12 protein-coding genes and 2 pseudogenes are annotated in these 12,089 nt (G+C 69.5%); 5 read left to right on the top strand and 9 right to left on the bottom strand.

Going from position 1 to position 12,089, the window contains the following annotated elements:
- Nucleotides 1-752: 752 nt before the first annotated feature.
- Nucleotides 753-1,433 (bottom strand): TMEM175 family protein, encoded by a 681-nt coding sequence (locus ACFWOG_RS34525; RefSeq protein WP_380363211.1) that lies wholly within the window; start codon nucleotides 1,431-1,433, stop codon nucleotides 753-755.
- Nucleotides 1,434-2,149: 716 nt separating this feature from the next.
- On the opposite strand from ACFWOG_RS34525, the gene ACFWOG_RS34520 reads away from it, so the two are divergent.
- Together ACFWOG_RS34520 and ACFWOG_RS34515 are read left to right on the top strand one after the other, a co-directional pair.
- On the top strand, nucleotides 2,150-3,049 hold the full coding sequence (locus tag ACFWOG_RS34520) for a ribosome-inactivating family protein (protein WP_380363209.1): 900 nt from the start codon (nucleotides 2,150-2,152) through the stop codon (nucleotides 3,047-3,049).
- Nucleotides 3,050-3,103: 54 nt separating this feature from the next.
- Nucleotides 3,104-3,289: pseudogene (locus ACFWOG_RS34515) on the top strand (transposase); the annotation flags it as partial.
- Nucleotides 3,290-3,318: 29 nt separating this feature from the next.
- Here ACFWOG_RS34515 and ACFWOG_RS34510 read toward each other — a convergent pair.
- Complete coding sequence (locus ACFWOG_RS34510; protein ID WP_380363206.1) at nucleotides 3,319-3,600, bottom strand: hypothetical protein; 282 nt, start codon at nucleotides 3,598-3,600, stop codon at nucleotides 3,319-3,321.
- Nucleotides 3,601-3,652: 52 nt separating this feature from the next.
- Between ACFWOG_RS34510 and ACFWOG_RS34505 the strand changes: the two genes are divergently transcribed.
- The gene (locus ACFWOG_RS34505) at nucleotides 3,653-4,174 is read left to right on the top strand and encodes an Imm21 family immunity protein (RefSeq protein WP_380363204.1); all 522 of its coding nucleotides are present in this window, start codon (nucleotides 3,653-3,655) and stop codon (nucleotides 4,172-4,174) included.
- A 183-nt stretch (nucleotides 4,175-4,357) separates the two neighbouring features.
- Here the strand turns inward: ACFWOG_RS34505 and ACFWOG_RS34500 are convergent.
- A pseudogene (locus tag ACFWOG_RS34500) lies at nucleotides 4,358-4,797 on the bottom strand (transposase); the annotation flags it as partial.
- 83 nt (nucleotides 4,798-4,880) lie between these two features.
- Complete coding sequence (locus ACFWOG_RS34495) at nucleotides 4,881-5,594, bottom strand: alpha/beta fold hydrolase (protein ID WP_380363202.1); 714 nt, start codon at nucleotides 5,592-5,594, stop codon at nucleotides 4,881-4,883.
- Between the two features lie 539 nt (nucleotides 5,595-6,133).
- Between ACFWOG_RS34495 and ACFWOG_RS34490 the strand changes: the two genes are divergently transcribed.
- Nucleotides 6,134-6,523, top strand: a complete 390-nt coding sequence (locus tag ACFWOG_RS34490) for a hypothetical protein (RefSeq protein ID WP_380363199.1) — start codon at nucleotides 6,134-6,136, stop codon at nucleotides 6,521-6,523.
- Between the two features lie 65 nt (nucleotides 6,524-6,588).
- Here the strand turns inward: ACFWOG_RS34490 and ACFWOG_RS34485 are convergent, their stop codons facing one another.
- From ACFWOG_RS34485 to ACFWOG_RS34465, 5 genes are all read right to left on the bottom strand, one after another.
- On the bottom strand, nucleotides 6,589-6,810 hold the full coding sequence (locus tag ACFWOG_RS34485) for a hypothetical protein (protein ID WP_380363197.1): 222 nt from the start codon (nucleotides 6,808-6,810) through the stop codon (nucleotides 6,589-6,591).
- A gap of 46 nt (nucleotides 6,811-6,856) precedes the next feature.
- Complete coding sequence (locus ACFWOG_RS34480) at nucleotides 6,857-8,470, bottom strand: peptide chain release factor 3 (protein WP_380363195.1); 1,614 nt, start codon at nucleotides 8,468-8,470, stop codon at nucleotides 6,857-6,859.
- A 66-nt stretch (nucleotides 8,471-8,536) separates the two neighbouring features.
- Complete coding sequence (locus ACFWOG_RS34475; protein ID WP_380363213.1) at nucleotides 8,537-9,199, bottom strand: hypothetical protein; 663 nt, start codon at nucleotides 9,197-9,199, stop codon at nucleotides 8,537-8,539.
- A 501-nt stretch (nucleotides 9,200-9,700) separates the two neighbouring features.
- Nucleotides 9,701-10,615 carry a peptidoglycan-binding protein gene (locus ACFWOG_RS34470; protein WP_380363193.1) on the bottom strand — a complete coding sequence of 305 codons (915 nt, stop codon included), beginning with the start codon at nucleotides 10,613-10,615 and terminating at the stop codon, nucleotides 9,701-9,703.
- 78 nt (nucleotides 10,616-10,693) lie between these two features.
- Nucleotides 10,694-11,056: a peptidoglycan-binding protein gene (locus ACFWOG_RS34465; RefSeq protein WP_380363190.1), complete on the bottom strand. Its 363-nt coding sequence runs from the start codon at nucleotides 11,054-11,056 to the stop codon at nucleotides 10,694-10,696.
- 531 nt (nucleotides 11,057-11,587) lie between these two features.
- Between ACFWOG_RS34465 and ACFWOG_RS34460 the strand changes: the two genes are divergently transcribed.
- Nucleotides 11,588-12,055 (top strand): helix-turn-helix transcriptional regulator, encoded by a 468-nt coding sequence (locus tag ACFWOG_RS34460; protein ID WP_329878474.1) that lies wholly within the window; start codon nucleotides 11,588-11,590, stop codon nucleotides 12,053-12,055.
- Nucleotides 12,056-12,089: the final 34 nt, after the last annotated feature.

The raw sequence follows: 12,089 nt of genomic DNA, 5'->3' as shown, positions 1-12,089 counted from the left end.
CGGGGAGATCAGCTGTCCGTCACCGGGGAGATTTCATGTCCACCAGCGGGGAGCCCAACTGACCGCCAGCGGGGAGTCTGCCGTGTCCGCTGACACTCACCGCATTCGCGGCTTCGGCACACCCCGAAACTACGGTGGGATCGATCGGCCGAATCCTCCCTCTGTGCTCAGGAATTGGCACCACAGCGCACTACCCGGGGATGAATCGGCGCGGTGACGCGGTGACGCGGAGCAGCACGGACGCCGGGCCGGCGACCGTTGCACGAGGCTGCGACGGTCCGCTCGTTCGACAGACGGACGCCCCGGGGCGACTGGCCGCGGCGAGACACTGTGACGTCGGAAGCCGCGGAGCCGGGAGGCCGCAGAGACGGTCCACGAACCGACCGGTAGCTCCGCGCCAGGCAGGTGGCGCACTTCCCATCAGGTGCCGGTGCGTTGCCGGGACATCCGAGCCGGCTTCGGCTCCTGGTCCGAACTCCGTCAAGGGTCCTCGGGCCTGCCGGGTCGGCACTCGTGACCGGGAAGACGCGCGCGCAGCTGTCGATCCAGGGCCCGCCCACCCGGTGACGCCACTTCTCGGCAGATCGCGACCCGTCCCGAGTGCCCGTACCTCCAGCGAGCTCGCCCTGGACGGCCGGCTCGTGTTCGGCGAGGACCGGTTCCTCGACATAAACGCGGGGGCCTCCCACGGTACATCTCATCCGTGGAAGGCCCCCAAGCATGCAACCAGGTGTGCTCGCCGGTTCTCTCGCCTACTCCTGGCGATTCGCTTCCCGTCGGCCGCGACCGGGCAGCCGCAACCCCTCGCTGGTCAGAAAGTAGAAGACAGGCAGCACGACGAACACGGCGAGTGCGACGACCGGTGCGGTCAGCGCACCGACCGCACCGGCGAGGAGATACGCCATCACGCCGACCCACGAGCGGAGCCTGCCGTGAGCGACGTAGGAGGGCTCGACAGCGTGGTGCAGCAGTTCCGGACGCCGGTCCAGATGGCTGAAGAGCACGATCCAGCTGCCGCACATGCCTGCCGCGATCCCGGCGTACAGCACGACGGCCACGCGAGCGTCGCTGTCGATGACGCTGTTCTGCAGTGCGCCCGACAGCACCGCAGTGGGAAAGGCGAGCGCCGCAGTGGTGAAGAGCAGGAGGAGATTGGCCGCGTGCAACCCGCGATCCATGGCACGTATCCGCACGAAAGCCTGATGGTGATTCAGCCAGATGACCCCCACATAGCTGAAGGAGGCCAGGTAGCCGAGGTAGACCGGCCACTGGCGGATCAGGGCCCGCCCGAGTCCGCCCGGTTCGTGGGGCGGATCCGTGAGCCCGAGGACCAGGATGGTCACGGCGATGGCCAGCACGCCGTCGCTGAACGCCTCCGCACGGGCGGTCTCGGAGCGAGCGAACCTCCGCGGGAGGCCGTGGTCGTCCGTCATGTCGTTCTCTCCTCCGGTCCTGGGCCGCACCACCCGATGAGCCCGAGGTCGTTGTGCCACCGACGGCACACTGGAGCGCACTGGACGGTTGGCCGCTGCTTGTCGACATCCACCAGGACTCCGGGGAAGGCGGAGGCCGCGGCGCGCCCTACGGGGCGAGTGGCATGGACCGGGCTGCACGGGCAGGCGAGGTCGACACCGGTCGTCAGCGTACGTCCGCCGGTCATAGCTGGTCGGTCCATCCGTGCCCCGGTTCTGGCCTGTGCGCGAACAGCCGTCGGAGGGCTTTATCCTCCGACGGCTGCGCATACCTGCTCTTGCCGAAAACCTCATCCGCCCTGATCAGATCGCATGCTGGTACTCGTGGAGGAGGCCGCCGAGTCTGTCAGGCGAATGAGAAGTGTGCGGCGGCTTCGCGGGCCGTCGAAGGTAGGAGGCCGGCCGGCAGCATCTCGGTTGCCAGGGCCAGGAACACGGCCGCCGACAGGCTGAGCGGCCCGCTGACGGGCGGCCCGGTACGGGGCTCACGGGGGCGGTCGGCGACGACAGGACGACGGTGCACTGCTGGTCAAGGGCCGAGGCCCTGACGGTACATCAATGGACCACAGGGCCGATTAGCGTGCCGACAGTGCGCCGTGGATGCTCGCCGTGTGCGAAAGCCGGTGGCCGGGCGGGCGCGCTGACGACCTGTCGTTACACGATCGAGGGATTCCCGCATGCTCACAATGAACGGACCCGGTGCACTGGTACGCGTGCGCCGACGGCTGGTCGGCTCACTGGTCGCGCTGGCGCTGGCGGTCGGGCTCATGGGTATGACGCCGCCCGCGGCGCACGCCGACACGAACAACCGTCTCAGCAACATCAACTGGGAAATCAGCGACCTGAGCGGCGGCGGCGCTCAGGCGCACCAGCGGTACTGGGACGTGATCGCCCAGCTCCACTCGCTCAGCAGCCACGACTGGTTCAGGACCGACCTGGACGAGACCGTCGTGGCGGACAACGACCAGCTCATCCAGATCAGCCTGTTCCAGAGCGGCGCCTACCAGGGGGCCATCTACTTCTGGCCGCACAACCTGTACCTGGCCGGCTTCTACCAGGTCGGGGGCACGCACTGGGTCTTCAACGACGGCAACGCGTCGAGGGAGCGCTTCAACCGGGTGCTGGGCGTCCAGGCGAGCACCCTCCCCTGGTCCAGCAACTACAACGGCCTGCCCGGTGGTGACACTCGGTACAACCAGCAGATCAACGGGCCGAGGCTCGACAACGCCCTGCGGCAGGTCCGTCAGATCGCCGCTCTCCAGAACTCCGCCAGCGGGCGCGCCGTCCTGGCGGACTCCCTCCTCATGATGATCCAGGCCACCTCGGAGGCAGCGCGCTTCGGGCGGATCTTCGACAACATCCGCGGCAACATCCGCGACCACGGTCTCGCCCAGATCGGCCGGGACAACGTCAACCTGGAGACGAACTGGGCCGGGATCTCGAACTGGGTCTACCGGGTCATGAACAATGCCGGTACCCCGCCCATCTTTGCCGGTGGTCAGACGTTCTACACGTTGCAGCAGCTGATGCTGTACGTGGGCTACCTGGACCTCTACAGCGGGTCGCGTCCCCGCTAGTAGTGCTTTGTCGGGAGGCTTGTCGCATCGTGTCATCGGTAGTTCTCCGTTGGTATGAGGGCTGGGGACCTTGCGTTGCGGCGGGGTCGGTTGGAGGAGTTCGCGGCTGAGGTGATCGCGCCCTTGGCCCGCTGTGATCAGCGGGCCAAGGGCGGTCTGTATTTGCGGGGGATGCTGCTGGAGGGTCGGCGCAAGTCGATGCAGCCGATGGCCGAGCGCCTCGGGGTCGACCATCAGCGATTGCAGCACGCCGGCACGCTAATGCCGTATCAGGCAACGTTCGCCCTGGTGACGACTTCGCGTAGGCGCTGATCGGCGGCGTGCTTGTTCCGCCAGATGATGTAGCGGCGGATCATACTGCCTTGGGCCTTGTGGCTGGGATGGTCGGTGCCGTCGAGGGCGAAGTAGTGCAGAGCGGTGAACTGCGCTTCGATCCGGTTGAGCCAGGAGCTGTTGGTCGGGGTGTAGGCGATCTCGACGTTGTTCGCCTCAGGCCACGTCCCGACCCGCTGGCAGTGTTTCGTGGTCAGATGATGCGAGTTGAAAGACATCTCACCGGGCTAAGGAGTCAAGCTCGTCAGCCCTGATGTGTAGGTTGCGCGCATGGTCATGTACGGAGAACCGGGAGTGGTCACGTGGGTGGAGTCCCTGGGAGGGCCGCTCATCGTGGTCCCTGAAGCGGTGCTGGAGGCGTGGTCGGGATCCGCTGGGAACGACGACGGCACGGACGACGACTACGACAGAGCTTGTGCCGTGGAGGGCCACATCGGCCTGGTCCAGGTCGGTTCAGCCGCGGGTTTGGTCTTGGGGGATGAGCCGGCCTCGACGGCGTACCTGCCGGCGCAGAGCGTGTTCGTGCGCTGGTCGGCGGCGGAGTCCGAGGAGGCCATGCTCCGAAGCGTGGACGCGGCGATGCGTGCCGCACCGTGGGAGGCCGGACTGCTCTGGCAGGTGCCGGGACCAGTTGTTCTATTCGATTCGGCCTGGACGGGTGAAGAGTGTCGCCGGGAGGATCACGTGCGAGTCGACCTGGAGGCCGGTCCCTACCTCGTTCGTGCGGCTTACGTCGGACCCGATCCGCAAACCTGGCTCACACTAGTTGAGTTGCGCCCCTTCCTCGGATGACGCGCCTTTGGGTATTCCCCGTGCCAGAGTCAGGCAGCGTTCGATAGAGCCGCACCGAACCCACGCTGCTCGTCGAAGTGGACGCGATGACGCAGGCAGTGATGGAGCTGGCCGAGCATGCGGTTGAGCAGATGTCGCTGGGCTGCCACACGCAGCCTGGCTGATCCGCTTACTCACGAATTAGGAGACGCCTTCCTCGTGGAGCAGGATGCGAAGGCCCTCGTGGCTGATGTCGTCGACCACCCCCTCACGACCAGGAAGTCGGCCAGCTTGGCCAGGCTCCAGGTCGAGAAGGGCAGGCCGTGCTCGGCCGGCTTGGACTTGGCGATCTTCTTGATCTCGGGGCGCTCGGCCAACGTGAACGTCCTGGGACGTCCGCCCCTGTATTTCGGGTAGAGCGAGTCGAAGCCGTCGGCGTTGAAGTTGTGGATCACGTCGCGGACCCGGTCCGCACTGGTGAACGTGACCTCGGCGATCTTCGCCACGGGCATGTGCTGGGCAGGCAGCAGCGCCATCTGGGCCCGCCGCCAAGTCACCACCGCCCCGGTGCCTCGGCGGACGATCCGCAGCAGCCGCCTGCCCTCGTCGTCATCGATCTCACGGACCTGCACGCGTTCAGCCACGTGATCATTCTGACGGTCCGGTGTAGCCCGGTCCGTGGGGAGGATCGGCACTTGCCAGTAGCGGCAGGTGGGCTCCGCCCGGTTCAGCCCTGTACCGCCTCCCGGTTGGATGAGACGAACTCCAGCAGTCGGTCGTTGACCACGTCCGGCTGCTCCAGGGTGAGTCCGTGCCCGGCGCCCTTGAGGATCTCGGCCCGCACTCCCGGGATCAGCGCCGTCGTCCGCTCCAGCACTTTGCGCGGCCGCAGAAGCGCGCTGCGGCTCCCCACCAGGACGAACACGGGCACCGTGATGGACGCCAGTTCCTCATCGGTGAACGGCCTGGCCGGAGGGCGGCGTGTGGGGCGGTACGAGCGCATCGCGAGCATCAGCGGTGCGACCATCTCGGGCGGCGCGCTGAGCGCGGGATTGGCCAGCAGCCGTGCCACTGCGGGGCGCAGGCGCTTCGGGGCGAGTAATCCGAACAGCCCAGCGATCGCGTGCAGGTAGAACCGCGCGGGCACCTTCTCGATACCGGCGGGGTCGAGCGGCGCGACCGACGCGAGCCGCCCGGGCGCGTGGATCGCCTGGTTGAGGGCGAGCCAGCCGCCGTAGGACAGGCCGACGAGGTGGACCCGCTCCAGCCCGAGCCCGGCGAGGGTCTCGTCCAGCCACACCGCGTTCTCTTCGCAGCCGGCCGCCACCGCGCGCTGCACGCTGCGCCCGGGGTCGTCCAGGGTGTCGATCGCGTACACGGGGTGGTTCTCGCCGAGGGCGGCGAGCTGCGGGTACCAGTTGGACGCGTGGCTGGGGCACACGTGGCTGCCGTGCCGGGTGTGGCGGCAGGGTGTGCGGGGCGAAGCGCGAAGCACTCAGAACCAGACGGCGAAGACACGCTCAAGACGACACACGGCTCGGAAGATCACGATCCGTAGTCGGCGGGTAGGGGACCATGATCTGCTCGCTGGAGCCGGACCAGGGAGCCGGCTAGCGCCGTCGACGCAACAGCTGTCGGGATCGCACGGCGGTATTTGCTGAAGGTCCGACAGATCTCGATCACCGGCAGCAGCCGCGGCGGGGTGGTCAGCCCGGCTGAACGGAAAGGGTCTGCGGGTGTAGGCCGGTAGCGACTGGATGATGTTGCACAGTGATGAGGGTTTTGGCCCCTCGGAGTCGCCCCGCGGAGGGAAACTCCAAACCGCTTCCTGCTGCGTTGGCTGAAGACCGTCGCGGTGAGGGTCGGAGGAAGAGGTGCTCTTGAAAGGGCGTAGCCGGCCTGGCTCCCGCCTCGGATACCGTGTTCCTCTACGGGGTGCCATAACGGATGTGACGCCCCCCACCGGAGGTAAGTCAGCGTATGAGTTCAAAGCGCAGCAAGAATCCAGCCCTGCCCGTACTCGACGACGCATTCCGACTCGCGTCGGTCAAGGAGGCCGAAGAGTCCACCCGTGACTTGGCCGCGCGGCTGGCCACCACAGAGCTGCGCCGCGCTTCTCACCCGGGCCGGGTCACCTGGGAGCCCACCGATCAGGCCGAGCCCGTACCGGTCCCGCCGACTGTGGTCGACGGTGACGGGGACCTGTGGCTGCGGGACCGGGGCACCGGCACCTGGACCATGCCCGAGTTCAATCCGAAGGATTTCCCGGCCCGCTGCGGCGAGGTTCTGACGTGGAACGAGCTTGCCTGCGAGTACGGCCCGCTGACCGCACTGGCCGACGACCGCCGCATCGGCGGCGGCCGGCGCTGACCGCGCAGCCCTCCGGGACGACCGCACCCCTGAATCGCCCGTTGCGGGTAGCCGGGAGCTCCAGCTCACCGCCGAGCCCGACGATGGTGGCGAGCAGGTGAGCGTGGTGGTTGGCGTGCGGCGGCCTTGAGCAACGCGGGGCGGCCCTGGAGCCACCCGACGTCCTCGGTCCGGCCGGCGTCGGTGGCCCAGCCGGGTAGCGGCCGGCCTTCGGTTGCCGTGGTGAGCGTGCGGCCCGGCTCGCCGATCGACTGCTGCCAGCCGGCCGACTGCCCGAGCAGGGCCACGCCTGGCAGCTTGTCGACGGCGGCCGCCGGGCCGAGAGGTCGGCGATCAGTCCGCCGTGGCGATCAGCGGCTGGAGCAGGATGTCGGGTTGGGCGCGCTGGAAGGCGTTCAGCTGCCATTTGTCGGCGAACAAGGCCAGCAGCGCGTCATCCGAGCGGCGGGTGAGCACCTCGCCGCTGATCAGGCGGGCTTTGGCCAGGGCAGCGGCGCCCTCGGCGTCAGTGATCCGGGCCAAGCGGTAGGAGAGCTGGTCGAGGGCGATTGGGGAAGAGAACTCGTGCTCCATCCGGTGCAGGATCACATCGAACTGCATCGGGCCGACCGCAGCCATGACCGGCGCCTGGTCGCCACGCCGGTCGGAGACCAGCACCTGGATCACGCCTTCCTCGTCGAGTTGGGCGACGCCCTTGCGGAACTGCTTGGACCGGCTGATGTCCTTGGGCCGTGCCACCGCGAAGTACTCGGGGGCGAAGGCGGGCAGCGGGGGAAACTCGGTCTTCTTGCCGGTGAAGAGGGTGTCGCCGACCCGCAGCGCGCTCGCGTTGATCAGGCCGACCACATCGCCGGGGTACGCGGTGTCGACCACGGTGCGCTCGGCTCCGAAGACGGTGTGCGCGTACTTGGTTGCGAACGAGCGGCCGCTGGCCGCCCGGGTGACGTGCATGCCGCGCTCGAAGACGCCGGAGCAGACTCGGACGAAGGCGATCCGGTCGCGATGGGCCGGGTCCATGTTCGCCTGGATCTTGAACACCAGGCCGGAGAACTCCTCGCCGACCTCGCGGCTGCCGCCCTTGGCCAGCCGGCGGGGCCCGGGAGCCGGAGCGAGGTCGACCACGGCGTCCAGCAGGAGCTTCACACCTATGTTGGTCAGCGCGGCGCCGAAGAAGACCGGGCTGATCTTGCCGGCCTCGAAGGCCTCCTGGTCGTAGCCGGGGCCGGACGAGAGCACCAGCTCCAGCTCCTCCAGCGCGGTCGTCCAGGCTTCGCCCTCCTGCTCGGCGGCCTTCTGGGAGGGGAGCTGCTCCTCGAGGGCGGCGTGCGTGCCGGCTGGCACCTTGGTGTAGCGCAGCATCTGCTCGGTGTTCCCCGCTTCGACCAGGCCGCGCAGGTTGCCCGCGCTGCCCACCGGCCAGACGACCGGGACGGGGGTGATCCCGAGGTGCGTCTCGATGTCCTCGAGCAGGGTGAGTGCATCCTGGCCGCGCCGGTCCCACTTGTTGATGAAGGTGATCACAGGGACGCCGCGATGGCGGCAGACCGCGAAAAGCTTGCGGGTCTGCTCCTCCAGGCCCTTGGCCGCGTCGACCAGCATGATCGCGCAGTCGACGGCGGCCAGCACCCGGTAGGTGTCCTCGGAGAAGTCGGCGTGGCCGGGGGTGTCGACCAGGTTCATCACGTGGCCGCGATAGCCGAACTGCAATGCGGCCGAGGTCACCGAGATACCACGCTCGCGTTCCAATTCCATCCAGTCGCTGGTCACGCCGCGTCGATCACCCTTGGCGTGCACCGCACCGGCAGAAGTGATCGCCCGCGCGTGCAGCGCCAGCGCCTCGGTGAGCGTGGACTTGCCCGCGTCCGGATGGCTGATCACGGCGAAGGTCCGCCGGCGGCCGGCCTCATGAAGGACCTGCGGGACGGGGATCGACTGTACGGTGCTCATGTGTTTCCTCGGGTACGCATCGGCAGCAGGCCGGGTGACGCCTCTCCGTACCTGGTGAGCCGGGGATCAGGTCCGCAGGCCCAGGAAGCGATAATAGGCTGTCGGGCGGCGTGGCCCCGAAATTCCCGTTCCTGAGGGAGAGGCTGATCCAGGCGCGGCTGGTCTCGGTCTTGGGCCGGCCGAAGGCCAGGACGTTGTTGTTGACGGCGGCGAGCGTCCGGCGGACGAAGAGCCGGCGGTCCATGAGGTGGACGTCCGACCAGTGCAGGGCGAGGACCTCTTCGCGGCGCTAGCCGGTACCAAGGACGACCTCGAACAGGTCGGTGAGCTGGTCGGCGTACTGCTCGGCGTTGTGCCGCAGGAAGCTCGCGGCCTCTTCCGGAGTCCAGCAGGTACGCTCGGCGGCGCGGGGCTTTGGCGGGACGGAGTGCTTGACCGGGGTAGCGCAGCCGCCAGGAGGAGACGGCGTCGCGCAGCGTGGACGCGGCCGCGCCCAGCCCCCAGCTGGGCGGCGATCCACTCGTCAACGTGATGGGGACGAAGGTCGAGCAGCCGGATGTGGCCGAACGCCGGGATCAGGTCGCGCTTGACCCACGCCACGTAGCCGGCGTAGGTGCTCGGCGACAGGTGCGCCCGCCTCGTGACCAGCCACTCGCGCGGGTAGCTCGCCACCTTGGTTCGGCGGTTCTCGTACACCCCGCGCAGCTCACCGTCCAACACCGCCCGCATCTCCCGCAACGCCTCCGCATGGCCGGCGAAACCGCCCCGGCGGCGGATCCGACGCCGGCCCTCCTCCTTCGCCAGATCCATCGCATACGTCCACGTCCTGTGCCTCGGATCCCCGGCCAGCAGGGGGCACCACGGACCCAGCTGCTTCCGGTTACCGTCCGAACAACCACACCGCCGGTACACCCGGCCACGCTGCCCACGCTGTCCCACGAGCTTCTCCTTCCTGTACTCGGCGAGCTTGAGTCCAAGGTCGCTGCCCGGCCCGGTGAGTCGGCAGAGCGCGTGGGAAGGGACGCGAGGCACGTCAGAACCAGTCGGAGAGGACATGCTCAAGGCGACACGTCGCCTGGAAGATCACGCGGCGTAGTCGGTGGGTAGTCGACCTTGATCTGCGCGAGGAGCCGGGCGTCCGCCCGATTCCCCGTGGCCGTGAAACGGACGGCCCCGAGGGGCACCGGATGCGTCCGGTGCCCCTCGGGGTGTGGTCGTGCCGGGTGGCCGTCAGCCCGTGAAGGTCACGTCCCAGTGGTTGCCCTCGTTGGCGTAGACGTTGCCCGAGGGGGCGGTGTAGAGGGTGGCGCCGTCGCCGCGTACGCCGCTGTAGGCGAAGTTGCCGGTGATGTGGTTGGTGAGGCAGCTCGCCATCGCGAAGTCCAGCTTGTAGCCGTTGGCGTGGCTGTAGGTGCCGGCGGCGTGGCCGGTCTCGGTGCCTCCGGTGATGGTCAGGCCGCAGCCGCCCACGGCGTGCTTGAGCGCGACGGCGCCGTCCGCCGAGGCGCGGCGCAGGCCGTCGAAGGAGGTGCAGTTGCTGCTGTTGCGGTTGGAGCAGTTGCCCGAGGAGGACCAGGTGATGCCCGCGGAGGAGAGCAGCGAGGCGGCCTGGGACTGGCTGAGCAGGTCGCCGCTGCCGCCGCCGGTGCCGCCGCCCCCGCCGGAGAGCAGGGCGGACCAGGTGGCGGGGCCGACGATGCCGTCCACCGGGCTCAGGTTCGCGGACTGCTGGAAGCCGCGCACCGAGGAGTCGGTGCCGGCTCCGAAGGCGCCGTCCACGGCGAGGTTGGCGCCGCGGGCGTTCAGCTGGACCTGGAGCGCCTTGACGGCGTCGCCGGTGTCGCCCTGGCGGACGGTGACGATCAGCTTCGGCCAGGTGGCGCCGCCGACGACGCCGTCCACCGGGCTCAGGCCGTTGGCGTTCTGGAAGCTCCTGACCTTGGCCTCGGTCGCGGGGCCGAACGCGCCGTCGGCGCCGGTCGCGTAACCGCGGGCGTTCAGCAGGTACTGGACGGTGGACACCTTGGCGCCCTGGTCACCGCTGCGGACGACGGGCCAGCTCGCGGCGTGGGCGGCGGGGACGGACAGCACCGCCGCCAGGAGGGCGGCGAAGACCGCGGCCACTGCGGCCGGGAAGCGCTTCACGGAAGTTCCTCACTTCTGCTGAGGGGGACGAGGGGGAGAGGAGGAGCCGTCGGCGGACGGCCCCGGGAACCGGCCGGGCTACCAGGTCGGCAGGTTCTCCCAGCAGGTGGTGCCCCAGGCGTGCTCGTTGTGGACGATCACCTCCAGCAGCTGGGAGCCGGTCTGGACGCCGACGATCCCGTCCACGTCGAGGTGCTTGGCCTGCTGGAACTGGCGCACGGCGGTCTCGGTCCGGGCGCCCCAGATGCCGTCGGTCTGGAGGCCGGAGTGCAGGGAGGCGTTCAGCGCGAGCTGCACGCACTTGACGCCGGTCCCCCGGTCGCCGTAGGCGATCTCGCCGACCGAGGGCCGCGCGCTGGCCGTGCCTGCCAGGACGGTGACCGAGAGGGCGGCGGTGGCCGTCACGACGGCGGCGCGCTTGATGACCGGGAACATGGGCATGGCGGGGCTCCTGGGAGACGTGGGTGAGGGCGGCCGCAACGACCACCGGTTGCCGACACTAGGAAGCCCCGAGGACGTCCCGCGATCGTTTCGCGTCCCTGGGACGCCCTCCCTCATGGGCGCGCCGGACGGGGACGGAGGCGGAGCCGCCGCGCCTGGTCGGGCGCGCTGCACGCCGGCCCCGTACCGCGGGCGGCGACGGCGTCCCACGACGTCGGTCCGAGGCCCGCGGCGTCCCAACCTGTGCCGTGCCGGTGTCCCAAACCGCAGCTCAGGGCGGTGGCATACGTCGTACCCGTCCCAGATCCCGGCAGATCGTGGATCCCCGGCCCCGGGATGTCACACAGTGGATCAAGCCGTAGCACGTGACCCGGGGTGGGTCGTGCTGCGGGAGGGCGCACCGCGGGGGGCGGGGGCCCGGCCGCCGGGAGACCGGTACGGCCGTGGGGACCGGCCGGTGGGAGTGCGGCCCGGCACCCGGCCCCGTCGCGCGTCCTCGATCGCACCGGAACGACCTGGGGGGTACAAACGATGGACCACGTTCTTCTGTCCGGCGGCACGCCGAAGGGCCCTGCCGACCGGCTCTCCGAGGAGCTGCAGTCACTGAAGTCCTCGTCCGGCCTGACCTACGCCCGGATCAGTGAGCGCACCCACTACGCGAAGTCCTCGTGGGAGCGGTGGGTGAACGGCAAGCAGTTCCCGCCGCGTGACGCCGTCGAGCGGATCGCCGCCGTCTGCCAGGCCGACGAACGGCGCCTGCTGGAGCTGTGGACCCTGGCGGAGGCCTGCCGCACAGCGGCCGCCGCACCGGCTGCCGCACGGGGCGCCACCGGGGGCTCCGGGGCGCCCGGCGAGGGGGACGCCGCCTCGCAGGACCGCCGGCAGATGGCCCTGTGGTCGCTGACCGTGCTGGCACTGGCCCTGACGGCGGGTCTGGCGCGGTCCGTCGCCCAGGGGCGGGAGCTGCGGCGCGGCGCCCTTCCCGGCGGCGGCGTGTAGGGACGACGCGGGCAGGGCCCCACCCCGCCCGGGG

It is taken from the genome of Kitasatospora sp. NPDC058406, assembly GCF_042722765.1.
Lineage (GTDB): Bacteria > Actinomycetota > Actinomycetes > Streptomycetales > Streptomycetaceae > Kitasatospora.
Note: the sequence above shows the minus strand (reverse complement) of the source record. Positions and strands in the feature narration are given on the sequence as shown.